Origin of the sequence: Pseudomonas sp. UBA5568, assembly GCF_002425525.1 — a bacterium.
In the GTDB taxonomy this organism is placed as follows: domain Bacteria; phylum Pseudomonadota; class Gammaproteobacteria; order Pseudomonadales; family Pseudomonadaceae; genus Aquipseudomonas; species Aquipseudomonas fulva.
Window position 1 is genome coordinate 125,932 of the sequence record NZ_DIMK01000028.1, and the last position, 23,156, is coordinate 149,087.

Here is a 23,156-nt window from a genome sequence, read left to right on the forward strand (position 1 = left end):
TGGCGGCCATACGCCGGCAGCTCCCAATGGAGTGAGACCATGCAGCAACAACCGCCTAACCACGGCATCGACATGTCCGCCCTGGGCCGCAGCAAACAGGGCCTGCGCCTGGCCGAGGAAACGGTTGCCATCGAAGTGCCTGGGCTGAGCCTGTTCTACGGTGACAAGCAGGCCCTGTTCGATGTCAGCATGAATATTCCCAAGCAGCGCGTGACGGCGTTCATTGGCCCGTCCGGCTGCGGCAAGTCCACCTTGCTGCGCACCTTCAACCGCATGAACGACCTGGTAGACGGCTGCCGTGTGCAAGGCGCCGTCAACCTGTACGGCCATGACATCTACCGCAAGGGCGAGGACGTAGCCGAGCTGCGTCGCCGCGTGGGCATGGTGTTCCAGAAACCCAACCCCTTCCCCAAGACCATCTACGAGAACGTGGTCTATGGCCTGCGGATTCAAGGCATCAACAAAAAGCGTATCCTGGACGAGGCCGTCGAGTGGGCCCTCAAGGGCGCAGCGCTGTGGGACGAAGTCAAGGACCGTCTGCACGAGTCGGCGCTGGGTCTGTCCGGTGGGCAGCAGCAGCGCCTGGTCATCGCACGCACCATCGCGGTAGAGCCCGAGGTTCTGTTGCTGGACGAGCCTTGCTCGGCGCTGGACCCGATTTCCACGCTCAAGGTCGAAGAGCTCATCTACGAGTTGAAAACCAAGTTCACCATCGTCATCGTGACCCACAACATGCAGCAGGCGGCCCGGGTATCGGATTACACCGCCTTCATGTACATGGGCAAACTGGTGGAATTCGGCGACACCGATACCCTGTTCACCAACCCCGCCAAGAAGCAGACCGAAGACTACATCACTGGCCGATACGGCTGAAGAAGCACCGCGCACTGCTGCTCGCCGGGTGGAGGCACTCGGCGCAGGCAGGGGCACGCCTCGAACGACTTGAAGCTCGCAGCCAGCAGCTTCGCGGAGCCACAGCATGATCAACAAAGAAAGCCTGACGCATCATATTTCCCAGCAGTTCAACGCCGAGCTCGAAGAGGTTCGCAGTCACCTGCTGGCCATGGGCGGGCTGGTCGAGAAACAGGTCAACGATGCGGTCACTGCGCTGATCGAGGCCGATTCCGGCCTGGCTCAGCAGGTGCGCGAGGTCGACGAGCGGATCAACCAGATGGAGCGCAACATCGACGAGGAATGCCTGCGCATTCTGGCGCGTCGCCAGCCGGCGGCATCGGACCTGCGCCTGATCATCAGCATCTCCAAATCGGTGATCGACCTTGAGCGTATCGGTGACGAATCGACCAAGATCGCCCGGCGGGCCATCCAGCTCTGCGAGGAAGGTGAATCCCCGCGGGGCTATGTAGAAGTTCGGCACATCGGCGATCAGGTGCGCAACATGGTGCGCGACGCACTCGACGCCTTCGCCCGCTTCGATGCCGACCTGGCCTTGTCGGTGGCTCAATACGACAAGACTATCGACCGTGAATACAAGACAGCCTTGCGCGAGCTGGTGACCTACATGATGGAAGATCCCCGCTCGATCTCCCGTGTGCTGAGTGTCATCTGGGTCCTGCGCTCGCTGGAGCGCATCGGCGACCATGCACGCAACATCTCCGAACTGGTGATCTACCTGGTGCGCGGCACCGATGTACGCCACATGGGCCTCAAGCGCATGACCGCGGAGGTGCAGGGTCGAGCCAGTGTCGATGGTGAAATACCTAATGTTCCAGCCGAGGCGGACGATAAATAAAGTTCTCTCCGAGCATCGGCGCCCGGCTTGTGCCGGGCGTTTTCGTTAGTCCGCCTGGAGGTGCCAGAGACCATCGACCGGCTGTAGATGACCCGGCGTAACACACAGGTGGTAGCAAGTGGCCAGCAAATGGCAGTAGGCTAGTCGGGTTCAGAAGGAGTATCGATGAGTAAAGTGAATGTGCTGGTGGTGGATGACGCGCCATTTATCCGTGACCTGATCCGTAAGTGCCTGCGCAACGCGTTTCCTGGCATGACCGTGGAGGATGCCGTCAACGGTCGCAAGGCCATGACCCTGTTGGGCAAGGAAGCGTTCGACCTGGTGCTGTGCGACTGGGAAATGCCGGAAATGTCGGGCTTGGAGCTGCTCACCTGGTGCCGTCAGCAACCTGAGCTGAAGGGCCTTCAGTTCATCATGGTGACCAGCCGTGGCGACAAGGAAAATGTCATCCAGGCGATTCAGGCCGGCGTGTCGGATTTCGTCGGCAAGCCCTTCACCAACGAGCAGTTGCTGACCAAGGTCAAGAAGGCCTTGGCCAAGATCGGCAAGCTCGACAGCCTCATGAGCCCAGGGCCTGCGCGGGCCAATGCCGCGTTCGCCAATGACTCGCTCAACGCCCTGACGGCTGGGCGGCCCGAAGCCGTCAAGGTGGCTGCGCCAGCACCTGTTCCAACCAAGGTGGCCGCCACCCCTGGCAAACCTAGCGTAGCGACACCCGCACCCAGCGGTCGCGGCCAGGGCCAGCTGCGTTTGGCGAGCGGCATGCAGGCCTGCGTGATCAAGGCGTTGAGCCTGAAGGAAGCCCTGCTGGTCGTGCGGCGCAGTGAGACACTGCCGCAGGTACTCGAAGGCGCTGTGCTGAACCTGGAGCAGGGCGAAAACGCAGAGGTGGCGCGTTTGAACGGTTATCTGCACGCGGTGGCGGCCTTCGAGCCCAAGCCGGACAGCGACTGGCTGCAATTGACGTTCAAGTTCGTCGATCAAGACGCCCAGAAGCTGGATTACCTGTCCCGCCTGATCGCCCGCGGCACTGCCCAGAAGCATTTCACGCCAGGGGCCTGACGGGCCGCCGCAACAGCGAGCTGGCCAGCAGCATCCGACCAACTGTCATGGTGAACAGGGTGCCTGCTGCTAGGCTTGGACAGGTCCTCCACTGTCAAAAAGCCATCATCATGCATCTGCGCTTTCTGCTGCTGTGTACGTTAACCCTGGTCAGCGCCTCTAGCCTGGGGGTGACACTGCACCCCGTCACCGACGAAACGGGCAGGGTTTCCTATGCGCAGCGACCCGGCCCGGGCATCAAGCCCACGGTCGTGGATGAGTCCACCGTGGAAATCAACGAACACGACGTGCGCCTCAACGCGATCGTGTTTCAGGGCGGTGTGAGCTTCTCGGCCCGCAACGAATTGCCAGTCGCGGTGCAGGTGGAACTGCGCCTGGATAATCTGGTGAATGCGCAGGGTGGCGATGCGCCGCGAACCGTGCGGCGTCTGTTGCCGCCGCGATCGACGCAAGTACTCAGCATCGTCCGGGGACAGCCAGGCAAGTTGCTCAACTACCGTTCGACGCTGCTGCAAGCCATGGGCGACCCCGGCAAGCGCCCGCAAGGTTATCGTTATGCGTTTCCATGGGTGGGTGGGCCGTTTCGGGTGACCCAGGGGCCCAATGGCAGGTTCAGCCACTTCGGGCCCAAAGGGCGCTATGCAATGGACATCGCCATGCCCGAAGGCACGACCATTGTGGCGGCACGCGAAGGGGTGGTGGTGAGCACGCGTAGCGAGCAGAGCGGGCGAGGGGACAATCCCTCGGGCAACTTTGTCCGCATCCTGCACCCTGACGGCACCATGGGGGTGTACCTGCACTTGATGAGGGGGTCGATCGTGGTCGCGTCTGGGCAGCGTGTGCGCCAAGGGCAGGTGCTGGCCAGGTCGGGCAACACGGGTAACAGCACCGGGCCCCATCTGCACTTCGTGGTTCAGCGCAACGTGGGGCTGGCGCTCGAGTCGATTCCCTATCGGTTCGACCGGCCGATCAGTGGGCTGCCCGACTACACCGCAGGCAACCCCTGATCAGGGCTGGACCGAGCCAGGGGTTTTATAAGCTCAGTCCAGCTTGAGCACTTTGGCCAGCACGATCTTGGGGCCTTTCATCTTCTTGACGATGATGCGCAGCCCTTCGACCTCGAGCACTTCTTCTTCTTCCGGTACGCGCTTGAGCGTTTCGTAGACCAGGCCGGCCAGTGTTTCTGCCTCGATATGGTCCAGGTCCACGCCCAGCAAGCGCTCGACCTTGAACAGCGGGGTATCGCCGCGCACCAACAGCTTTCCTGGCTGATAGGCCAGGATGCCGCGCTCGGTCTTGCGGTGTTCGTCCTGGATGTCGCCCACCAGCACTTCCAGCACATCCTCCATGGTCAGGTAACCGATCACCTTGCCATCGGCCTCCTCGACCAGCACGAAGTGCGCACCGCCCTTGCGGAACTGCTCGAGCAACTGGGACAGCGGCATGTGCCTGGAAACGCGCTCCAGGGGACGAGCCAGGTCTTCCAGGTCAATGGTTTCTGGCAGGTGCTCGAGTTCGGCGAGTTCGAGCAGCAGGTCCTTGATGTGCAGCAGGCCCGTGAACTCCTCACGCTCGGTGTCGTACACCGGGTAGCGGCTGAACTTGTGACGACGGATCAGGGCCAGTATCTGCTTGAGCGGGGCATGGGCATCAATGATGACCATGTCTTCGCGAGAGTTGGCCCAGTCCACCACCTCCAGTTCACCCATTTCCACGGCGGATGCCAGCACGCGCATGCCTTGATCGCTTGGGTCCTGGCCACGGCTGGAGTGCAGGATCAGCTTGAGCTCTTCCCGGCTGTAATGATGCTCGTGGTGCGGGCCGGGTTCGCCTTGGCCGGCAATGCGCAGGATGGTGTTGGCGCTGGCATTGAGCAGGTAGATGGCCGGGTACATCAGCCAGTAGAACAGGTACAGCGGTACTGCGGTCCACAGCGACAACAGTTCCGGCTTGCGAATGGCCCACGATTTGGGCGCCAGCTCACCGACCACGATGTGCAGGTAGGAGATCACGAAGAAGGCGACGAAGAACGAGACGGCCTTGATCAGCTCGGGGGTATCGACGCCAAAGTAGGCCAGCAGCGGTTCGAGCAAGTGCGCGAAGGCCGGCTCGCCCACCCAGCCCAGCCCTAGCGAAGCCAGGGTGATGCCGAGCTGGCATGCCGAGAGGTAGGCATCGAGCTGGTTGTGAACCTTGCGCAGAATGCTGCCGCGCCAGCCGTGCTGCTCGGCGATGGCGTCCACGCGGGTTGCGCGCAGCTTGACCATGGCGAACTCGGCGGCGACGAAGAAGCCGTTGAGCAGCACCAGGACCAAAGCAAAAATGATCATGCCGAAATCGGCGAACAGGGAGGTGAAGCTGATACCAGGGGAAGGGTCCATGATGGAGTTTTTACGGGATCCGTCTTGAAGATGAGAAAAGTGCCGGCTCCAGCCGGCGCAAGGGATCAAATGTAGCGGCTAGGGCCGCAAAAGCAAAGGGCAGCCCATTGATCGGTGCTGCAAAGTGGCCCGAACGGCCTCAAACCGTGCCCGTGATCTGTTGCGCCGCTGCAAAATGGCAGGTGAAGGTGCTGCCGTGGCCTGGCACGCTGCTGATCTCCAGGCGCCCGCGGTGGCGCATCAGCACATGCTTGACGATGGCCAGCCCAAGGCCCGTACCACCGGTATGGGACGCACGGCTCGAATCCACCCGATAGAACCGCTCCGTCAGCCGTGGCAGGTGCTTGGCATCGATGCCGGGCCCTGAGTCCTGCACCGACAGATGGGCGCCCTGGGCATCGGCCCACCAACGAATGCGAATGCTGCCCTCGTCCTGCGTGTACTTGACGGCATTGAATACCAGGTTGGAAAAAGCGCTGCGCAATTCCGACTCGCTGCCTTTGAGCCAGATGCCTGGCTCGGCTTCCAGGGTGATGCGCTGATTGCGGGGCCCGGACAACGCCTGCGCGTCCTGCTTGATCGCATTGAGCAGGGTGTCCACGGCCACTGGCTGGTTGTCGGATGGGTAGTCGGTGGCCTCCAGCTTGGCCAACAGCAGCAGGTCGTTGAGCAGCGTTTGCATGCGCGAGCCCTGTTGGCTCATCTGCTGCAACGCTCGACGCCAGCGGGGGTTCACGTCCTCGACGTTATCCAGCAGGGCTTCCAAGTAGCCGGCGATCACGGTCAGCGGCGTTCGCAGTTCGTGGGACACGTTGGCTACGAAATCCTTGCGCATCTGTTCGAGCTGGTGGATGCGGGTCACGTCCCGAACCAGCATCAGGTGCTCGTTGTCGCCGTAGCGTGTGATGTGCAGTTGCACCCGCATGCGATCGTTGATGGGTGAGGGAATCTCCAGTGGCTCGACATAGTTCTCGGCTTCGAAGTATTCCTTGAAGCGCGGATGTCGCACCAGGTTGGTGACCTGCTGGCCGCCGTCCTGGGGTGTCTTGAAGCCCAGGAGCGTCTCGGCTGCGCGGTTCCACCACTCCAGGTTGCCGTGGCTGTCGAGCATGATCACCGCGTCACGTAGCGCCGCGGTGGACTCCTGTACCCTGTCGATCACTGCTTGAAGCCTGCCACGCACACGCTGATCCCGGCGTTGCAGATGGTAGATGCTGTCGAACACCTCGCCCCACAGGCCGTAGCCGTCAGGCGGTGCTTCGTCCGGTTGGTGATTGCGCAGCCAGGCATGCAGGCGTAGCAGTTGCTTGAGCGTCCAGCCCAGGTAGAGGGCCAGGCCAATGGCCAGGCTCCAGCCATAGTAGCCACTGATCAGGCCACCGATCAGGCAGAGGGTGATCAACAGCAGCAGGTGGCGGATCAGGGTCGCATGCCAGTTCTGGTTCAATTGGGGATCCTTCGAATCCAGCGATCAACAGCAAGTACGAACCTGCACGCAGAAGCGGATCGGTAGCGCGTTCACGTCCATTCGACGGCCTTGAGCCGAGAGCTGCGTTTCAGGTCAGACCTTGGTCGAAAAGCGGTAGCCTGTGCCGCGCACCGTTTGTACCAGATTTTCATAGGCCTCACCCAGCGCCTTTCGCAAGCGGCGAATGTGGACATCGACCGTGCGTTCCTCGACGTAGACATTGCCCCCCCAGACCTGGTCCAGCAACTGGCCGCGGGTATAGGCGCGTTCCTGGTGGGTCATGAAGAATTGCAGCAGGCGGTACTCGGTAGGCCCCATCTCGGCCGGCTTGCCATCGATGGTGACGCGATGGCTGATAGGGTCCAGCAGCAGTCCGCCGACCTCGATGGGTGTCTCGCCATCACTGGGGCCGGTGCGTCGCAGCACTGCCTTGAGGCGGGCCACCAGTTCACGCGGCGAAAACGGCTTGGTGATGTAGTCGTCCGCACCCACTTCCAGGCCTTGGATCTTGTTGTCTTCCTCGCCCTTGGCGGTAAGCATGATGATCGGAATGTCCCCGGTCAGCTCGTCGCGCTTCAGCCGCCGGGCCAGCTCGATGCCCGAGGTGCCGGGAAGCATCCAGTCCAGCAGGATCAGGTCCGGCTTACGGTCGACGATGATGGCATGGGCCTGTTGGGAGCTTTCTGCTTCCAGGCACTCATAACCTGCCATCTCCAGGGCCACGGCAATCATCTCGCGGATGGGCGCCTCGTCGTCGACGATCAGAATATTCCTGCCAGCCATGCTCAAAACCTCTCCTGGATTCGCTGTCTTGGCCCCGCATTAGATAACGGAATTATTGCAGCTGTGTGACAGGGTATTGGCGGTTCTCGCGACATTCAATGACTGGGCTAGGCTTCACAGGGCGGCGGTTGCGCCTGCAACCGAACCTTTTCCTCACGACACGGTGAATCCAATGACACGACATACGCTGAGCTGGATGGCCCTTTGCGCGGCCTTTTCGCTACCGGGCATCGCCTTGGCCGAGCCGGCCATGGAAAAGGAGGGCATGTGGGTGAATGACCAGGGCATGACGCTCTATACCTTCGACAAGGACACCGGTGGCAAGTCGATGTGCAACGGCGAGTGTGCCAGCAATTGGCCGCCCTTGATGGTCAAGGCCGAGGATCAGGCAGCCGAAGGCAAATGGACCGTGGTCATGCGTGATGACGGCAGCAAGCAATGGGCCTATGCCGGCAAGCCGCTGTATACCTTCGTCAAGGACAAGCAGGCGGGGGACAGGCACGGTGACGGGATCAAGGACGTCTGGCACATTGCCAAACCCTGATGGGTTAGCCACACGGCATCTCACCTGAACAGGTCGCCATGCGGTGTGGACCACGCGGCCCTTGCTGAGGCGGTACCGCGCCTCAGCGCACCGCTCAACGCAGCGCGTAATCCAGTACCACGCCCATGAACACCAGCAACCCGGCCCAGTGGTTGTGCAGGAACGCCTTGAAGCATGCCTCTCGGTCCAGGCGGCGTGTGGACCAGAATTCCCAGACGAAACAGCACGCGGCGCCCAGCAGGCCCAGGTAGAACCAGCCGCCGAGGGCGAAGCTGCTGCCGGCCAGCATCAGGCAGCCCAGCGAAAGCCCCTGCAAGCTCAGGATGATCACCCGGTCAGCCTCGCCAAACAGGATGGCCGTGGACTTCACACCGATCTTCAGGTCATCGTCGCGATCGACCATGGCGTAGTAGGTATCGTAAGCCACCGTCCACAGCAGATTGGCGATGTACAGTAGCCAGGCGGCGGCCGGCAGCTCACCGCCGGCCGCGGTGAAGGCCATGGGAATGCCCCATGAATAGGCGGCGCCCAGCACCACTTGTGGGTAATAGGTGTAGCGCTTCATGAAGGGGTAGCAGAACGCGAGCGCGACCGCCGCGAACGAAAGCCAGACGGTTTCGCTGTTGGTGCACAGCACCAGCAGGAAACTCACGCCCACCAGGACGGCAAACAGCGTCAGCGCTTCGCGTGGGCGTACACGCCCACTGGCCAAAGGTCGATCGGCGGTGCGCTTGACGTGCCCATCCACTTTGCGGTCGGCAAAATCATTGATGCAGCAACCGGCCGCGCGCATGAGCACCACACCCAACCCGAAGATCAGCACATTGGCCAACGTCGGTGAACCCTGACCGGCAATCCACACCGCCGACAGGGTTGGCCAGAGCAGCAGATAAATGCCGATGGGCCTGTCCATACGGCTTAGCTGGACAAAGTCCCAGGCGCGCGGGTGAAGGCGGTTCAACGACTTGAGCAGTTGCACGTACATCAACGGGTATCCTCGCGTGCCGCCTGCCACAACGCCGGCAGAAATACTTCGGCGACAAGCAGGTCGAGTCCATCTCGGGAGAAGCGTGAACGGCGTCCCCACAGGCCTGGGCTTGCGACTTCAGCGGGCAGCCAGGTTTCGGGGTAATGGCATGCCTGCAAGGGGTGGCGGGTGAACGCTCGGTCGCAGAACAGCAGCTCGCCCAGCGAGCGACTGCCGAGCGACTCGAGGTCCAGGCCGCCATGTTCCAGCGCCACACGGCTGGCCACGCTGCGGGCAAATACCCACGGCTGGCCATGCCCGCGCAGGAACACCTCCCTGACCCAACCCTGGGCGCCGGGCGCGATGCCAAGGGCCTGGCATTCATCTTCGCGCAGCGGCTGCCAGCCTTCGAACAGTGGCGTTACGCAGAAATCGTCGCCGGACAGTCGAGTCAGCCGACGTGTGAGCGAGCCCTCATCGAATAACCAGTCCAGTATCGAGGGGGCGAGGCTGGCCTGCACCTGTGGATACGCTAGCCACGCGACAGCGGCTGCGTGCGGGGTTGGGTACGACACGTCGGTCTGCTTGTTACAACCAAAGAGGCCGCGAGCTTAGCATGAATGCCCCGACTGCTTGCATACTGCCGGCAGGGCCGCTACAAAGCTTTTCGATTGCACCTTGGCCCGTGAAGAGGCCGCAAGTTCAAACCCAAGCCGAGCCTGAACCGAGGAAACCCGTTCCGATGAAAAAGTGGCAATGTATTGTTTGCGGTCTGATCTATGACGAAGCCGATGGCTGGCCGGATGATGGAATCGCACCCGGCACGCGCTGGGAAGACGTACCCGAAGACTGGCTCTGTCCGGACTGCGGGGTTGGCAAGAGCGACTTTGAAATGATCGCCATCGGTTGATCGAGGAAACCCCTATGACGCCTCCTATAGTCATCATCGGCACCGGGCTTGCGGGCTACAACCTCGCCCGGGAATTGCGCAAGTTTGATGCGCTCACACCCGTGCTGATGATCACTGCCGATGATGGGCGGTCCTATTCCAAGCCCATGCTTTCGACCGGCTTTGCCAAGCAGAAGGACGCTGAGGGGTTGTGCATGGCCGAGCCCGGCGCCATGGCCGAGCAATTGAACGTCGAGGTGCGCACGCATACGCGCATAACGGGTATCGACCCAGGCCACAAGCGCCTGTGGATCGGCGAGGAGGCAGTGCCCTATCGTGACCTCGTCCTGGCGCTGGGTGCACAGACCATCAGCGTGCCTGTCGAAGGGGATGCCAGCGACCTGATGTTCCCGATCAACGACCTTGAAGACTACGCGCGCCTGCGTGCTGCGGCTGACGGCAAGCAGCGGGTGTTGATCCTGGGCGCCGGTCTTATCGGCTGTGAGTTTGCCAACGACATGCGTCTTGGCGGCTTCGAGGTCGACGTGGTCGCGCCCTGCGAGCAGATCATGCCCACCCTGTTGCACCCGGCGGCGGCACAGGCGGTACAGGGCGGGCTGCAGGGTATCGGTATTCGTTTTCATCTCGGGCCCGTGCTGACGCGCTTGCAGCGCCAGGGTGACGGCGTGTGCGCACAGTTGTCCGACGGCCAGGTCATCGCATGCGATCTGGTCGTGTCGGCCGTAGGCCTGCGCCCCCGAACGGACCTGGCTGCCGCAGCGGGCCTGCAGACGGGGCGGGGTATCCGTGTGGACCGGTTTCTGCGTACCTCTCATGCCAATATCCACGCCTTGGGCGACTGCGCCGAGGTGGACGGCATCAACCTGCTGTACGTCATGCCGTTGATGAGTGGTGTTCGAGCGCTGGCGCAGACGCTGACAGGCACCCCCACTGCCGTCAGCTATGGGCCCATGCCCATCACGGTCAAGACGCCTGCCTGTCCTCTGGTGGTTTCGCCACCACCGAATGGACAAGTCGGGACGTGGCAGGCGGAGGGGGAGGGCAATGACGTCAAGGCGCTCTGCCATGCAGCCGATGGCCAGCTGATCGGGTACGCCCTTACGGGCAATGCCGTGATGGAACGACTGACCCTCAATCGCCAGCTGCCACCGGTTATGGCGTAAATGGCGCCCGAACTGTCGTGTATGCCTTTTTTGTGCATGCATTATGGCCGTACCGATACTGGCGCGGTACTCAAGCGCGTGCCATTCTCACACTCGTCTGCTGCGGCTTAGAGCCTGTGGCGCCTTGAACGCTGCCCACGAGGCGGCACGGCATAACAACAAGAATCCCGTCAAAGAGGCTTCATCATCATGCGCAAACCAGAACTCGCCGCTGTCATCGCCGAGAAGACCGACCTGACCAAAGACCAGGCCAACCAGGTGCTGAACGCGATCCTCGAAAGCATTACCCAGGCTGTGAACAACGATACAGTGACGCTGGTGGGTTTCGGCACCTTCGAGAAGCGTCATCGTGGGGCGCGGACCGGTAAAAACCCGCAGACGGGTGAGCCCGTCAAGATCAAGGCAAGTAACACGGTAGCCTTCAAGCCAGGCAAGAATTTGCGCGACAGTATCAACGTGCCTGCCAAGCCTGCCAAAAAGACGAAATAACCCAGGCCTGTCAGCGTCATGACGATCGAACGGGCGCTGACAGCGCCCGTTGCCGTTGCATGCGAAAAAAGATTCGTTGAGCCCCTGCAAAGCATATAAAGCGGATAAACTGGCGCTCACAGTCACTTTTTATACGAGACGCTTGAATGAAGTTCCGCTTACTTCTCTGGGTCATGGGCCTGCTGATGGCCAGGGCAAGCCGAAACAATCCGGCTTTCCAGCAGCAGCTCAAGGGCAAGGATCTGGTATTCCAGATGCAGACCCTCGATGGCAAGATCGCCCGTCATTTCATCGTCGCCAACGAACGCATCCGTAGCAAAAGTGGCGCGTTCGCGCAGCCTGCCTTCGCCATCGCCTTCAAGGACGCTGCCTATGGCTTCACTACCTTGCAGGCGCGCAACAAGCAGCTGGCATTCATGCAGGGCATCCAGGACAAGGCGATCCAGATCAAGGGCAACCCGGCTTTGGTGATGTGGTTTCAGGGCCTGATGAAGTACCTGAAACCAAAAAAGAAGCATTGACCGCGCAGGGGCCGAGCTAGCGCCCCTGTCAGTCAGTGCGGCGCCGCGAACTGAGAGGCAAGCTCGCGCAGCAAGGCCTCGGCATCGAGTACCTTGTTTACGGCATCCTCGGCCTTGTCGCGGGAAAGCCCGAGCCGCTCAAGCAATGCATCGGGAATCTCCTCTTTCGGGCCCGAACCGATACCCCGTGAGCGAAGCAATCGGGTGGCGAGGAAAACCAGGTTGGGAAAGGCTGCATAATCGCCGACGTAGGTGGGGTCATGCTGGAAGCGCAGCGCCGTGGACAACTCCTCGGGCATGTCCCACAGCTTCATCAGCCAGGCACCAATCTGCTCGCGGCTGATTCCCAACAGGTGGCGCTCCACATAGGTGTGGCATAGATGTGGGTTGACCTCCAGGTGCCGGCAGATCAGCGAAAAATGCGGCGGAAACACATGCGCCAGCAGCAAGTACCCGAAATTGTGCAGAAGGCCGGCAAGGTAGGTGAGCCCTGCCTCGGGTCGTTCGGCACGGGGCATTGCACGAGTGAGACCCTCGATGACAGCTGCCGTGTAGATAGAGTGCTGCCAGTAAGGCGTCGCTTGCTGAGGCTGGTCCTTGGGCAGGCTGAGCGTCTTGCCCATCGCCAGGCCCAAGGCCAGGTTGATCACCAGATCGAAACCCAGCACCCTGACAATCGCATCTTCGACCGAGCGTACCTTGCCGGGCGAGGCGTAATAGGGCGATGCCGCCCAGCTCACGACCTGCGCCGCCAGTGCCGGGTCGGTTTCCACCACGCCGGTGATATCGTCGATGCTGGCATTGGGGTCGACACGCAGCTTCATGATCTTCTGCGCGGTATCGGCCAGAGGCGGAATTTCAATGGTTTCTTCGAGCCGCTTCTGAATGCGTCGCGCAGTGAAGGCCTGAACTGCCTGGTTGATCTCGCGGGTGTCATCGTCCGGGCGGTCCAGGTTGAGGGTAATGGCCTGCACCTCCTGCCCGAAGGCACTGGCGCTGGCTTTGCTCAGCAGGCGTTTGAACGGGTCACGGTCGATGGCCAGCAGCAGGCCCTCTTGGCCGGACTGGATGAATACGGTCGCCGGTTCGAGCAGGCTTTTTTCGTACTGGCAAGGTGAGCTGGTCAGCGCCGGTATGCCCGGGAGAACCTTGAGATGGTGTTTTTCCAGCATTTGGCGCAAGCGGGGCACCGGCACAGCGGTGAGCGTGCGGCCGGTCAGCTCGGTAAGCCGGCTCAGGTCCAGCAGTTGGCTTTGCGGCAGCAGCACCATGAGTGCGCCCACCTCGTCGTCCAGTAGCACCGCCTGCACACAGGCCTGAGCCGGCGGGCGTGAATGTGCCAACACCTCACGGTAGGCGACGCCGAGCTTGTCGAGCAGCAACCGGATAACCGACGGTGTTTGTGGGGTTGCGGTGTCCAAGGCAGCTTGAGTCATGGTCCGTGTCCACTGATTCCTAAAAGCGAAGTATAACCAGCCTCGCCGGGAGGCTGGATCCATTGACCACTTGGGTCAGACTTGGCCGTACTGCTGCCCGTGACGCAGCCAGCGTTCAAGCAAGGGGCTGACATGTTCCGGCCAGCGGGCCACCAATGCCTGGGCTGCATCACGAACGGCCGGAAGCAGATCGGCATCGCGCATCAGGTCAGCGACCTTGAACTGCAGCAGGCCCGTCTGGCGCGTGCCGAGCATCTCGCCAGGGCCGCGCAGCTCCAGGTCCTTTTCCGCGATGATGAAGCCATCGTTGGTTTCGCGCATGATGCCCAGGCGTTCGCGGCCCACCTGTGACAAGGGCGGGTGATACAGCAGGACGCAGTGGCTGGCAGCGCTGCCACGGCCCACCCGCCCACGCAACTGGTGCAGCTGGGCCAACCCCAGGCGTTCCGGATTTTCGATGATCATCAGGCTGGCGTTGGGCACATCGACGCCGACTTCGATCACGGTCGTGGCAACCAGCAGTTGCAGATCACCGGCTTTGAATTGGGCCATGATCTCGGCTTTTTCTGCCGGTTTCATGCGCCCGTGAATCAGCCCGACCCGCAACTCGCCCAGGGCGCTGCCAAGTTCCTCGTAAGTGCTCTCGGCGGCCTGGCAGGTCAACTCTTCAGACTCTTCGATGAGGGTACAGACCCAATAGGCCTGACGGCCTTCAGCGCAGGCAGCGCGTACCCGTTCGACCACCTCGAAGCGGCGGCTGTCGGCCACCAGCACCGTGTTGACCGGTGTACGTCCGGGAGGCAATTCGTCCAGCACGGACGTATCCAGGTCAGCATAGGCGCTCATGGCCAACGTACGCGGAATGGGCGTCGCCGTCATGATCAGCTGATGCGGACACAACTCGCCATTCACACCCTTTTTGCGCAAGGCCAGGCGCTGCTGGACGCCAAACCGGTGCTGCTCGTCGATGATGGCCAGGGCGAGGTGCTTGAACTTGACCTCTTCCTGGAACAGGGCATGGGTACCCACCACCATTGGCGCACCGGCGGCGATCTGCTCCAGTGCACTGGCCCGGGCCTTGCCCTTGAGCTTGCCAGCGAGCCAGGCGACTTCGATGCCCAGTGGCTCCAGCCAGCGCTTGAAGGTGATGTAGTGCTGCTCGGCAAGAATCTCGGTAGGCGCCATCAGCGCAACCTGGTAACCCGCCTCCAACGCCTGAAGGGCTGCCAGTGCCGCAACCACGGTCTTGCCGGCCCCCACATCACCTTGAACCAGGCGCAGCATGGGTTCGTGCTGGCTGAGGTCGTAGGCAATTTCATTGGCGACCCGCTGCTGCGCCCCGGTAGGCTTGAAGCCGAGATTGGCCAGGTACTCGTCCTGCAGGCGCGAGGGCTTGGGCAGCACCGGCGCGCGCAGGCTGCGCAGGCTTTCGCGCAGTCGCTGCTGCGACAGCTGGTGGGTCAGCAGTTCTTCGAACGCCAGGCGGTGCTGGGCCCAGTGGTGGCCTTCGGCAAGCTCATCGAGGTCGGCGTCAGCCGGCGGGTTGTGCAAGTAACGTATGGCATCGTCCAGCGGGGCCAGCTGATAATCGCGTGCAAGCTCCTCGGGTAGCCAGTCCGGCAAGCTGCGCGGCCCGAGCAGGGCGAGGCTCTGTTGGCAGAGCAGGCGCAGCCGTTGCTGGGTGAGCCCCTCGGTGGACGGGTAAATCGGGGTAAGCGTCTGTTCGACCGGCGGCGGCGGTTCGTCGCCGTTCAGCGCACGGTATTCCGGGTGATAGATCTCCAGGCCCGACGCGCCCGGCCGGGCTTCGCCGTAGCAACGCAGGTGGGTGCCGCGTTTGAGCCCTTCCTTCTGTGCGTTGCTGAAATGGTAGAAGCGCAGGCTCAGCACGCCGCTCCCGTCGCCGAGACGAACGACGAGGCTACGTCGCTTGCCCATGGTCACGTCCGCGCCGCTGACCACGCCCTCGATCACCGCATCCTGCCCCGGCCGGAGTTGCCCGATCGGCACCACGCGGGTGCGGTCCTGGTAGCGCAAGGGCAGGTGGAACAACACATCCTGCAGGTTCTCCAGGCCCACCTTGGCAAGCTTCTGCGCCATGGCGTCTCCGACACCCTTGAGTACCGTGACCGGTACCTTCGACAACTCACTCATGGCTCAGGCAGTTTGCTCAGTGGGCGTTTTGGCGACCGAGCACAGGCGGATCGAGTCGGCAAGAATCTCGATGGCTTTGGGCCGCGGGAAACTGGCGCGCCACGCGATCGCCACGGTACGAAATGGCGCTGGTGCAGTCAGCGGGCGCACCTCGATCACGCCCGGTGCATAGTGATGGCTGTGCACGGCCGACAGCGGCAGAATAGAGACCCCCAGCCCAGAGGCCACCATGTGGCGAATGGTTTCCAGCGAACTGGATTCGACCGTGGTGTGGCGTGCGCCTTCACCGCCCTTGTTCAAGGTGGGGCACGCCTCCAGCACCTGGTCGCGGAAGCAGTGACCCTCGCCCAGCAGCAACAGGCTCTTGTCGTTCAGCGATGCCGCATCGATGGTTTTCTTCGCCGTCCATGGGTGGTCGGCTGGCATCAGTGCGCAGAAAGGCTCGTCGTAGAGCGGCAGGGTCAGCACGTCGGCCTCGTTGAAGGGGAGGGCGACGATCACCGCATCCAGTTCACCGTTACGCAGCTTCTCACGCAGCACATGGGTGAAATTTTCCTCGATGTACAACGGCATCTGCGGTGCCACGCGGTGCAGCTGTGGGATCAGGTGAGGAAAGAGGTAAGGGCCGACCGTGTAGATCGCGCCCACCTTGAGCGGAGCGGTCAATTGGTTTTTGCCGGCCTGGGCCAGCTCGCGGATGCCCTGAGCCTGTTCGAGGACTTTCTGAGCCTGGGCCACGATGCCTTCGCCAACTGGCGTGAGGCGCACCGCGCTCTTGCTGCGCTCGAAGATCAGTACGCCGAGCTCATCCTCGAGCTTCTTCACACCCACCGAAAGGGTAGGCTGGCTCACGTGGCAACGCTCGGCTGCATGGCCGAAGTGCTGTTCCTGGGCGAGTGTGACGATGTAACGGAGTTCTGTGAGGGTCATAACGTGCGTCCATGAAGTTGCGAGCCCAGCATAGCGGCTGCAATCGATAGACGCACGTTATCAGACTTGCCGATTTGTGACAGAAACAAAAGCGTCAGCGGCGGTCCAGTGAGTACACGAACGGCGCGACGACTTCGATCGTCCCGTTGTTCAGCAGCTCAGCCGGCGGTTTGGGCACCTTGCCCGCTCGCCGAATCATTTCCATGGTCGCCCGGTCCAGTGACGCGCTACCCGACCCCCCGGCCAGTGAATACGACACGACCTTGCCCTCGGCATCGACCACGAAGCGCAGGCGATTGATGCCCTGCAAGCCTCTGCGGCGCGCGTCTTCCGGGTATCGCTTGTACTTCGCCAGGTGGCGCAGCAGGTCACTCTGCCAGGTCGGCAGTGCGGTGCTGTTGGATGCGACGCTCGGTGCCGGTGCTGCGGATTTCTGCGGCGGCGTATTGCTGGGTGGTGCGTCTACCGTTTCCTTGGTAGGCGGCGCTTCCTTCGGCGGCTCAGGCTTTTTCTCAGGCTTGGGCGGCTGTGGCTTGGCCTTCGGCTTGGGCGGCTTGGGAATGGCGATTTTGGGTTTAGGGGCTTCCACTACCTTCGGCAGCGGGGGTTCTTCGACCGGCGCCGGTGGTTGGGGAACTGCTTTGGGGGGAGGTGGTGGCGCAGGCTCCGGCAGTGGTGCCAGCTCGACCATCATGGCTGCCGGGGGCAGCTCGATGGCCTGGGGCACCGACCAGTTGAGCATGAGCAGCACAGCGACGGCATGGACACCCAGCACGAGCGCCAGGCTGCCGCTGTAACGCGCCAGATTGTGCCGCGTCTTCGTCATTTCTTGGCTGCCGTCTCAAGACCTACCAGACCGACTTTGAGGTAGCCGGCCGCGCGCATGTTGTTCATCACTTCCATCAGGTCACCGTAATCCACGCCTTTGTCGGCCTGGAAGAAAATGGTGGTGTCCTTGTCACCCTTGGTCTTGGCATCCAGCATCGGGCCAAGGCGCTCGGGCGCCGGAACCGGGTCATCGCCGACATAGAGCTTCTGGTCGGCCTTGACGCTGACGAAGACAGGCTTCTCGGGCCTGGGCGCCGGCTTGGCCGTCGAGGCAGGCAGGTCGACCTTGATGTCGACCGTGGCAAGGGGCGCTGCGACCATGAAGATGATCAGCAGTACCAACATCACGTCGATGAACGGCGTCACGTTGATTTCGTGGTTTTCGGCGAGGTCGTCGCCACCTTCGTTCAGATGCAGGCCCATGGCTTACCCCACTTTCACCATGTGCGGGGCGGCGCGATCGCTGCCCTGATGGTCCAGGTCACGGCTGACCAGCAGCAGTACCTGGGCCGACGCGTCGGACACCTGCGCCTTGTAGCCGGCGATAGAGCGGGCGAAGACGTTGTAGATGACCACGGCGGGGATGGCGGCAACCAGGCCCAGTGCAGTGGCCAGCAGCGCTTCTGCAATACCCGGGGCGACCACGGCGAGGTTGGTGGTCTGGGTCTTGGCGATGCCGATGAAGCTGTTCATGATGCCCCACACGGTGCCGAACAGGCCCACGAAGGGCGCAGTGGAGCCGATGGTGGCCAGCACGCCCGTGCCGCTGCTCATGTTACGTCCGCTGGCGTGGACCAGTCGTTCCAGACGGAAGCTCACGCGCTCCTTGATGCCTTCCTTTTCACGGGCATTGGCCGACAGGCGCATTTCCTCGAGCGCATCGTGAACCAGGGTGTGGGCCAGGGTGCCTTCCTTGTTGGAGACTTCGCTGGCTTCCTTGAGGCTGGCCGATTTCTTCAGGCGGGCGATTTCCCCGCGCAGGCGGCGCTTGGCACCCATCAATTCGAAGCCTTTGGCGATCCAGATGGTCCAAGTGATGATCGAGGCGATGGCCAGGCCGATCATGACGGCCTTGACCACGACATCGGCGTTTTTGTACATGCCCCAGGGCGACAGGTCATGGGCCATGCCGAGCGAGGTATCTTCCACCAGGGCTTGCACGTTAGGGTCTGCAGTAACAGGAGCCGGTGCGACGGTACCCGGTGCCGCTTCGCCGGCCGGAGCGCTAGCGGGCGCTGCAGCGCTGGCCGCGGGGGCCGTTACCGGAGCGGTGGCATTGGGCTCATCGGCCATGGCGACCGGGGCCAGCGCCAGGCTGAGAATCAGCGCAGCGGTGGCGCGCCAGGCGCGCGATGGGGTTGGCGAAGCGGAAGGTTGGGTACGTGTCATGCTGGCCGGACCTGATGAAGATGATGGGTGAGCGTTCTTCAAGGCCTCGAGGCAGGCCGAGAACAATTTGGCCGCCATTATTGCAAGTAATTCTTGTTAACAAAAGTAATATTGTTGCTTTTTCTCCTGCAGGCGGGCTGAGTAATCGGCCCTAGAGGGCTTCAGATGTCTGACTTGAGTGTGTTGATCGTAGGATGTGGTGACGTCGGTAGTCGCCTCGCGCGACAAATGCTAGCGCGTGGTTGGCAGGTCAGCGGTTTGCGCCGTTCGGTGGCGCAGTTGCCTGAAGGTGTAGTGCCGATCGCGGCTGATCTGTCGGACCCGACCATTCCAGCCGCCTGGCCTGAGCAGGCACCTGACTACCTGGTGTATTGCGTGGCTGCCAGCCAGCATGACGAGGCAGGTTATGAGGCGGCGTATGTCCAGGGGTTGCGTCATGTGCAGCGCTGGCTGGCCGAGCGAGGGCAACGACCACGACGCCTTTTGTTCGTATCCAGCAGCAGCGTATTTGGGCAAAAGGGGGGCGAGTGGGTTGATGAGCAATCGGCCACCGAACCTGACGGCTACTCGGGGCGCATCATGCTCGAGGCTGAAAGGCTGGCGTTATCCGGTGCTGTCCCAGCCAGCGTGGTTCGCCTGACCGGCATCTATGGCCCAGGCCGCGAGTGGCTGTTGCGTCAGGTGCGTCAGGGTTATCGCGTCGCCGAGCAACCGCCTTTGTATGGCAACCGCATTCATGTAGACGATGCTGCCAGTCTGCTGGCATTCCTGCTGCAATGCGACAGCGAAGGCAAGGCGCTGGACGATTGCTACATCGGCGTGGACGACAGCCCGGCGCCACTGGCCGACGTCGTAACTTGGCTGCGTCATCAGTTGGGGGTCACGCAGTGGTCCGATGAGGAGCGAGTGCGTCGCACGGGCAGCAAGCGCTGCAGCAACGCCCGCGCACGGGGGCTAGGCTGGTCGCCGCAGTACCCCAGCTACAAGGAAGGCTACGGGGCAATCCTTGGGCAGTGATCGCCTGGCTGACGCTCAGGTAGCCTGCGTGCTACCTAAGCGCTGACTGGACGGGTAGGGTCAGTTGTGTTGCAGGAGCCACTGACGCTTGCCGGCGGCCAGCATCGGCATTTCATCCGGCTGGGCGCGGTTTACCGCCTGGAAGATTTCCAGCTGGTTGCCATTGCGCTTGATGATGAATGGCGCCCCGCGCTGGTTGCGCTCCAGCCATAGGCTGTCATTGCTGCCGCCCATCGTTGCGCAATCACCGGCCAGGCACAGGGCAAAGCGATCCGGACCAGGTAGGCCGGTGACGTTGCCGCTGTCGCTGAACGTCACGTTGGCACCCTTGCCTGGGCCCTCCATGATCGTCCAGGCGCCGCCGAGCCAGGCCTGATACAGCGCCTGCTCGAAGCTGCTGCCCAGTGGCGCATTGTTGCCACTGGGCGTCTTGGCGCGCTCGAAGCGCTGTTTGGCGCCCTGCTGGTCGACCGTTTGCAGTTCGTCGCCGTCCAGCGACAATTGCTCGGTGGCACCGCCTTCGAAGGTGGCCAGCCACTGCTTGTCATTGGCGCTGAGCTGACCGTCCGAGGCCTCGAACCCATTGCTGTAGCTGGCGCGCTGGGTGGCAACATCGAGCTTCCACTCGAACACCGGGCCATGCTCGTTCAGGGCCTGGCGAAGGTTGCCTTGCTTGACGGCCGCAGTGATGGCGTCCTGATTGATCCAGGTGCCGTTGAAGTCTTCAGGTTTGTGGCTGGCGCAGCCGCCCAGAACCAGGGCTGCCAGCGTGAGAGGCAAAGCTATGCGCATGACGGGAACCTTTCAGGAGAGAGAGGGCGGCGAGGGCAATGCTCGCCGCCTGGGGCATCACTCGATGACGAGGATGGCGTCCATCTCGACCTGCGCGCCTTTTGGCAGCGCGGCTACACCAATGGCGGCGCGAGCGGGATAAGGCTGCTCGAAGTAGCGACCCATTACCTCGTTGACCTTGGCGAAATGGCTCAAGTCGGTCAGGAAGATGTTCAGCTTGACGATGTCCTTGAACGAACCGCCTGCGGCTTCGGCCACAGCCTTGAGGTTCTCGAACACCTGGACGGTCTGGGCCTCGAAGCCTTCGACCAGTTCCATGGTCTTGGGGTCCAGCGGGATCTGGCCAGACATGTACACGGTGTTACCGGCCTTGATCGCCTGCGAGTAGGTGCCGATGGCGGCAGGGGCCTTGTCGCTGTTGATGACGGTCTTGCTCATGATGACTCCTTGCGGTTGGCGGACTACGTACGCATGCGGGTGATGCGAACTACACCAGTCAGGGTACGCAGCTTCTTGATCACACGCGCCAGGTGCACGCGGTCGTGCACGCTGACCACCAGTTGGACCACGCTGATACGGCCGTCGCGTTCGTCCATGCTGATCTTCTCGATGTTGCCATCGGCCGCGTTGACGCTGCTGGCCAGCAAGGCGATCAGGCCGCGCTGGTGCTCCAGCTCTACGCGCAATTCGACGTTGAATTCGCCAGTGATGTCCTTGGCCCAGGAAAGCTGGACGCATTTCTCGGGATTGTGACGAATTTCACTGATGTTTCGGCAGTTCTCAAGGTGCACGACCATACCCTTGCCCGCCGAAAGGTGGCCCACGATTGGGTCGCCCGGAATCGGCGTACAACACTTGGCATAGCTGAGCACCAGGCCTTCGGTGCCGCGAATCGCCAGCGGGCCTTCAGGGGCCGGCAGTTGCTCGCCTTCTGCAGACAGCAGGCGGCGAGCGACCACGTAGGCCATGCGGTTGCCCAGCCCGATGTCTTCGAGCAGGTCTTCGATCAACTCCAGGCGGTATTCGCTGAGGATGGCCTGCACGCGCTCGCGCGGAATCTGTTCCAGCGCGCTGTCGAAACCGGTCAGCACCTTGTTGAGCAGCCGCTCGCCCAGGCTGATGGATTCGGAGCGGCGCTGCTGCTTGAGCGCATGGCGAATATGTGTGCGCGCTTTGCCGGTGACCACGAAATTGAGCCAGGCCGGATTGGGTCGGGCCCCTGGTGCGCTGACGATCTCTACCGTCGAGCCACTCTGCAACGGCTCGGAGAGCGGTGCCAGGCGCCGGTTGATACGGCAAGCGATGCAGCTGTTGCCGACGTCGGTGTGCACCGCGTAGGCGAAGTCCACGGCAGTGGAGCCCTTGGGCAGCTCCATGATGCGGCCTTTGGGCGTGAAAACGTAAACCTCGTCCGGGAACAGGTCGATCTTGACGCTCTCGATGAACTCCAGCGAGTTGCCTGCACGCTGCTGCAATTCAAGAATGCCTTTGACCCACTGCCTGGCACGGGCATGGTTGCCCTTGGGCTGCTCATCCCCATTGGCCTTGTACAGCCAGTGCGCAGCGATACCGTTGTTGGCCATCTCTTCCATTTCGCGCGTACGGATCTGGATTTCGATGGGCACGCCGTGCATGCCGAACAAGGTGGTGTGCAACGACTGGTAGCCGTTGGCCTTGGGAATGGCGATGTAGTCCTTGAAGCGCCCTGGCAGCGGCTTGTACAGGTTGTGCACGGCACCGAGGACGCGGTAGCAGGTATCGACCTTGTCGACGATGATGCGGAAGGCATACACGTCCATGATCTCGTTGAAGGCGCGACGCTTGCCGCGCATCTTCTTGTAGATGCCATAGAGGTGTTTTTGTCGACCACTGATCTCGCCTTCGATACCGTCGGCAGCCAGGCAGTTGGCCAGCGACTGCTCGATCTTGGCGACGATTTCCTTGCGGTTGCCCCGTGCGCTCTTGACGGCGCGATGGATCAGCGACGAGCGCATCGGGTGCATGGCCTTGAAGCCAAGGTCTTCGAACTCGACGCGTACCGTGTGCATCCCCAGGCGGTTGGCGATGGGGGCGTAGATCTCGAGGGTTTCCTTGGCGATCCGGCGCCGTTTCTCGCCGGACAGCACTTCCAGGGTGCGCATGTTGTGCAGGCGGTCGGCCAGCTTGACCAGGATCACGCGAATGTCGCGTGCCATGGCCATGGCCATCTTCTGGAAGTTCTCGGCTTGCGCCTCGGCCTTGGTTTCGAAGTTCATCTGGGTCAGCTTGCTGACCCCGTCCACCAGCTCGGCAACCGTCTCGCCAAATTGCTGGCTGAGGGCTTCCTTGGCAATACCAGTGTCTTCGATCACGTCATGGAGCATGGCCGCCATCAGGCTTTGATGGTCCATGTGCATGTCGGCAAGGATGCTGGCCACGGCCAGCGGGTGCGTCACGTAGGGCTCACCGCTGCGACGACGTTGCCCATCGTGCGCCTGTTCGGCGTAGAAGTAGGCGCGCCGTACCAGGTTGACCTGTTCGGGGCCTAGGTAAGTCGACAGCCGTTCGGCCAAGGCCTCTATACCCGGCATTG

Annotated in this window: 24 protein-coding genes; 10 read left to right on the forward strand and 14 right to left on the reverse strand. The window is 62.1% G+C overall.

Annotated features, from left to right (window positions below; translation table 11 throughout):
• The first annotated feature begins 39 nt into the window (after nucleotides 1–39).
• The 4 genes from pstB (at nucleotide 40) to B2S33_RS09320 (ending at nucleotide 3,819) form a co-directional block, all read left to right on the forward strand.
• Nucleotides 40–873 (forward strand): phosphate ABC transporter ATP-binding protein PstB, encoded by an 834-nt coding sequence (gene pstB, locus B2S33_RS09305; protein ID WP_196128625.1) that lies wholly within the window; start codon nucleotides 40–42, stop codon nucleotides 871–873.
• A 106-nt stretch (nucleotides 874–979) separates the two neighbouring features.
• Complete coding sequence (gene phoU, locus B2S33_RS09310; RefSeq protein WP_288650181.1) at nucleotides 980–1,750, forward strand: phosphate signaling complex protein PhoU; 771 nt, start codon at nucleotides 980–982, stop codon at nucleotides 1,748–1,750.
• A gap of 165 nt (nucleotides 1,751–1,915) precedes the next feature.
• Nucleotides 1,916–2,812, forward strand: coding sequence for a response regulator (locus tag B2S33_RS09315; protein WP_027913348.1), 897 nt, complete (start codon nucleotides 1,916–1,918; stop codon nucleotides 2,810–2,812).
• A gap of 110 nt (nucleotides 2,813–2,922) precedes the next feature.
• A complete protein-coding gene (locus B2S33_RS09320; protein ID WP_027913349.1) occupies nucleotides 2,923–3,819 on the forward strand; it encodes a M23 family metallopeptidase in 897 nt (298 codons plus the stop codon).
• Nucleotides 3,820–3,852: 33 nt separating this feature from the next.
• Here B2S33_RS09320 and B2S33_RS09325 read toward each other — a convergent pair whose 3' ends face one another.
• From B2S33_RS09325 to phoB, 3 genes are all read right to left on the reverse strand, one after another.
• Complete coding sequence (locus B2S33_RS09325) at nucleotides 3,853–5,193, reverse strand: hemolysin family protein (RefSeq protein ID WP_027913350.1); 1,341 nt, start codon at nucleotides 5,191–5,193, stop codon at nucleotides 3,853–3,855.
• Nucleotides 5,194–5,332: 139 nt separating this feature from the next.
• Nucleotides 5,333–6,640, reverse strand: coding sequence for a phosphate regulon sensor histidine kinase PhoR (gene phoR / locus B2S33_RS09330; protein ID WP_288650182.1), 1,308 nt, complete (start codon nucleotides 6,638–6,640; stop codon nucleotides 5,333–5,335).
• A gap of 114 nt (nucleotides 6,641–6,754) precedes the next feature.
• Nucleotides 6,755–7,444, reverse strand: a complete 690-nt coding sequence (gene phoB, locus B2S33_RS09335) for a phosphate regulon transcriptional regulator PhoB (RefSeq protein WP_023532543.1) — start codon at nucleotides 7,442–7,444, stop codon at nucleotides 6,755–6,757.
• A gap of 172 nt (nucleotides 7,445–7,616) precedes the next feature.
• Here phoB and B2S33_RS09340 point away from each other — a divergent pair, with 172 nt between their 5' ends.
• On the forward strand, nucleotides 7,617–7,988 hold the full coding sequence (locus B2S33_RS09340) for a hypothetical protein (RefSeq protein ID WP_027913352.1): 372 nt from the start codon (nucleotides 7,617–7,619) through the stop codon (nucleotides 7,986–7,988).
• Between the two features lie 94 nt (nucleotides 7,989–8,082).
• Here B2S33_RS09340 and ubiA read toward each other — a convergent pair whose 3' ends face one another.
• Nucleotides 8,083–8,973 (reverse strand): 4-hydroxybenzoate octaprenyltransferase, encoded by an 891-nt coding sequence (ubiA, locus tag B2S33_RS09345; protein ID WP_028686782.1) that lies wholly within the window; start codon nucleotides 8,971–8,973, stop codon nucleotides 8,083–8,085.
• A complete protein-coding gene (locus tag B2S33_RS09350) occupies nucleotides 8,973–9,530 on the reverse strand; it encodes a chorismate--pyruvate lyase family protein (protein WP_145278783.1) in 558 nt (185 codons plus the stop codon). Before B2S33_RS09350 ends, ubiA begins: the two co-directional genes overlap by 1 nt.
• Before the next feature lie 167 nt (nucleotides 9,531–9,697).
• On the opposite strand from B2S33_RS09350, the gene B2S33_RS09355 reads away from it, so the two are divergent.
• The 4 genes from B2S33_RS09355 (at nucleotide 9,698) to B2S33_RS09370 (ending at nucleotide 12,038) form a co-directional block, all read left to right on the forward strand.
• Nucleotides 9,698–9,865: a rubredoxin gene (locus B2S33_RS09355; RefSeq protein ID WP_023532601.1), complete on the forward strand. Its 168-nt coding sequence runs from the start codon at nucleotides 9,698–9,700 to the stop codon at nucleotides 9,863–9,865.
• A 14-nt stretch (nucleotides 9,866–9,879) separates the two neighbouring features.
• The gene (locus tag B2S33_RS09360) at nucleotides 9,880–11,028 is read left to right on the forward strand and encodes an NAD(P)/FAD-dependent oxidoreductase (protein ID WP_027913355.1); all 1,149 of its coding nucleotides are present in this window, start codon (nucleotides 9,880–9,882) and stop codon (nucleotides 11,026–11,028) included.
• 189 nt (nucleotides 11,029–11,217) lie between these two features.
• The gene (locus B2S33_RS09365; protein WP_023532344.1) at nucleotides 11,218–11,517 is read left to right on the forward strand and encodes an HU family DNA-binding protein; all 300 of its coding nucleotides are present in this window, start codon (nucleotides 11,218–11,220) and stop codon (nucleotides 11,515–11,517) included.
• A 146-nt stretch (nucleotides 11,518–11,663) separates the two neighbouring features.
• Nucleotides 11,664–12,038 (forward strand): helicase, encoded by a 375-nt coding sequence (locus B2S33_RS09370; protein ID WP_110606339.1) that lies wholly within the window; start codon nucleotides 11,664–11,666, stop codon nucleotides 12,036–12,038.
• Between the two features lie 32 nt (nucleotides 12,039–12,070).
• On the opposite strand, the gene B2S33_RS09375 is transcribed toward B2S33_RS09370, so the two are convergent.
• The 6 genes from B2S33_RS09375 to exbB all read right to left on the reverse strand — a co-directional run bounded on the left by B2S33_RS09375 (nucleotide 12,071) and on the right by exbB (nucleotide 18,775).
• Nucleotides 12,071–13,474, reverse strand: coding sequence for an aminoacyl-tRNA deacylase and HDOD domain-containing protein (locus tag B2S33_RS09375; RefSeq protein WP_145278785.1), 1,404 nt, complete (start codon nucleotides 13,472–13,474; stop codon nucleotides 12,071–12,073).
• 75 nt (nucleotides 13,475–13,549) lie between these two features.
• Nucleotides 13,550–15,628 carry an ATP-dependent DNA helicase RecG gene (gene recG, locus B2S33_RS09380; protein WP_128610025.1) on the reverse strand — a complete coding sequence of 693 codons (2,079 nt, stop codon included), beginning with the start codon at nucleotides 15,626–15,628 and terminating at the stop codon, nucleotides 13,550–13,552.
• Nucleotides 15,629–15,631: 3 nt separating this feature from the next.
• Entirely contained in the window at nucleotides 15,632–16,558 is a 927-nt protein-coding gene (locus B2S33_RS09385) for a hydrogen peroxide-inducible genes activator (protein ID WP_023532770.1), read from the reverse strand.
• Between the two features lie 94 nt (nucleotides 16,559–16,652).
• Nucleotides 16,653–17,384: an energy transducer TonB gene (locus B2S33_RS09390; protein ID WP_027913359.1), complete on the reverse strand. Its 732-nt coding sequence runs from the start codon at nucleotides 17,382–17,384 to the stop codon at nucleotides 16,653–16,655.
• Nucleotides 17,381–17,809, reverse strand: coding sequence for a TonB system transport protein ExbD (gene exbD, locus B2S33_RS09395; RefSeq protein WP_027913360.1), 429 nt, complete (start codon nucleotides 17,807–17,809; stop codon nucleotides 17,381–17,383). Before exbD ends, B2S33_RS09390 begins: the two co-directional genes overlap by 4 nt.
• 3 nt (nucleotides 17,810–17,812) lie before the next feature.
• Nucleotides 17,813–18,775 (reverse strand): tonB-system energizer ExbB, encoded by a 963-nt coding sequence (gene exbB / locus B2S33_RS09400; protein ID WP_288650183.1) that lies wholly within the window; start codon nucleotides 18,773–18,775, stop codon nucleotides 17,813–17,815.
• 165 nt (nucleotides 18,776–18,940) lie between these two features.
• Here exbB and B2S33_RS09405 point away from each other — a divergent pair, with 165 nt between their 5' ends.
• Nucleotides 18,941–19,792: an SDR family oxidoreductase gene (locus tag B2S33_RS09405; protein WP_027913362.1), complete on the forward strand. Its 852-nt coding sequence runs from the start codon at nucleotides 18,941–18,943 to the stop codon at nucleotides 19,790–19,792.
• A gap of 60 nt (nucleotides 19,793–19,852) precedes the next feature.
• Here the strand turns inward: B2S33_RS09405 and B2S33_RS09410 are convergent, their stop codons facing one another.
• From B2S33_RS09410 to spoT, 3 genes are read right to left on the reverse strand one after another with little or no spacing between them, the layout of a single operon-like run.
• Complete coding sequence (locus tag B2S33_RS09410; protein WP_027913363.1) at nucleotides 19,853–20,584, reverse strand: hypothetical protein; 732 nt, start codon at nucleotides 20,582–20,584, stop codon at nucleotides 19,853–19,855.
• Between the two features lie 57 nt (nucleotides 20,585–20,641).
• A complete protein-coding gene (locus B2S33_RS09415) occupies nucleotides 20,642–21,022 on the reverse strand; it encodes a RidA family protein (RefSeq protein WP_009684531.1) in 381 nt (126 codons plus the stop codon).
• A gap of 23 nt (nucleotides 21,023–21,045) precedes the next feature.
• Nucleotides 21,046–23,154, reverse strand: coding sequence for a bifunctional GTP diphosphokinase/guanosine-3',5'-bis pyrophosphate 3'-pyrophosphohydrolase (gene spoT, locus B2S33_RS09420; protein ID WP_027913364.1), 2,109 nt, complete (start codon nucleotides 23,152–23,154; stop codon nucleotides 21,046–21,048).
• Nucleotides 23,155–23,156: the final 2 nt, after the last annotated feature.

Excerpts from the sequence above, each read along its gene's own strand:
- pstB (WP_196128625.1), top strand. The coding sequence starts at position 40 with ATGCAGCAACAACCGCCTAACCACGGCATCGACATGTCCGCCCTGGGC.
- phoU (WP_288650181.1), top strand. The coding sequence starts at position 980 with ATGATCAACAAAGAAAGCCTGACGCATCATATTTCCCAGCAGTTCAAC.
- B2S33_RS09315 (WP_027913348.1), top strand. The coding sequence starts at position 1,916 with ATGAGTAAAGTGAATGTGCTGGTGGTGGATGACGCGCCATTTATCCGT.
- B2S33_RS09320 (WP_027913349.1), top strand. The coding sequence starts at position 2,923 with ATGCATCTGCGCTTTCTGCTGCTGTGTACGTTAACCCTGGTCAGCGCC.
- B2S33_RS09325 (WP_027913350.1), bottom strand. The coding sequence starts at position 5,193 with ATGGACCCTTCCCCTGGTATCAGCTTCACCTCCCTGTTCGCCGATTTC.
- phoB (WP_023532543.1), bottom strand. The coding sequence starts at position 7,444 with ATGGCTGGCAGGAATATTCTGATCGTCGACGACGAGGCGCCCATCCGC.
- B2S33_RS09340 (WP_027913352.1), top strand. The coding sequence starts at position 7,617 with ATGACACGACATACGCTGAGCTGGATGGCCCTTTGCGCGGCCTTTTCG.
- ubiA (WP_028686782.1), bottom strand. The coding sequence starts at position 8,973 with ATGTACGTGCAACTGCTCAAGTCGTTGAACCGCCTTCACCCGCGCGCC.
- B2S33_RS09355 (WP_023532601.1), top strand. The coding sequence starts at position 9,698 with ATGAAAAAGTGGCAATGTATTGTTTGCGGTCTGATCTATGACGAAGCC.
- B2S33_RS09360 (WP_027913355.1), top strand. The coding sequence starts at position 9,880 with ATGACGCCTCCTATAGTCATCATCGGCACCGGGCTTGCGGGCTACAAC.
- B2S33_RS09365 (WP_023532344.1), top strand. The coding sequence starts at position 11,218 with ATGCGCAAACCAGAACTCGCCGCTGTCATCGCCGAGAAGACCGACCTG.
- B2S33_RS09370 (WP_110606339.1), top strand. The coding sequence starts at position 11,664 with ATGAAGTTCCGCTTACTTCTCTGGGTCATGGGCCTGCTGATGGCCAGG.
- B2S33_RS09375 (WP_145278785.1), bottom strand. The coding sequence starts at position 13,474 with ATGACTCAAGCTGCCTTGGACACCGCAACCCCACAAACACCGTCGGTT.
- recG (WP_128610025.1), bottom strand. The coding sequence starts at position 15,628 with ATGAGTGAGTTGTCGAAGGTACCGGTCACGGTACTCAAGGGTGTCGGA.
- B2S33_RS09385 (WP_023532770.1), bottom strand. The coding sequence starts at position 16,558 with ATGACCCTCACAGAACTCCGTTACATCGTCACACTCGCCCAGGAACAG.
- B2S33_RS09390 (WP_027913359.1), bottom strand. The coding sequence starts at position 17,384 with ATGACGAAGACGCGGCACAATCTGGCGCGTTACAGCGGCAGCCTGGCG.
- exbD (WP_027913360.1), bottom strand. The coding sequence starts at position 17,809 with ATGGGCCTGCATCTGAACGAAGGTGGCGACGACCTCGCCGAAAACCAC.
- exbB (WP_288650183.1), bottom strand. The coding sequence starts at position 18,775 with ATGACACGTACCCAACCTTCCGCTTCGCCAACCCCATCGCGCGCCTGG.
- B2S33_RS09405 (WP_027913362.1), top strand. The coding sequence starts at position 18,941 with ATGTCTGACTTGAGTGTGTTGATCGTAGGATGTGGTGACGTCGGTAGT.
- B2S33_RS09410 (WP_027913363.1), bottom strand. The coding sequence starts at position 20,584 with ATGCGCATAGCTTTGCCTCTCACGCTGGCAGCCCTGGTTCTGGGCGGC.
- B2S33_RS09415 (WP_009684531.1), bottom strand. The coding sequence starts at position 21,022 with ATGAGCAAGACCGTCATCAACAGCGACAAGGCCCCTGCCGCCATCGGC.
- spoT (WP_027913364.1), bottom strand. The coding sequence starts at position 23,154 with ATGCCGGGTATAGAGGCCTTGGCCGAACGGCTGTCGACTTACCTAGGC.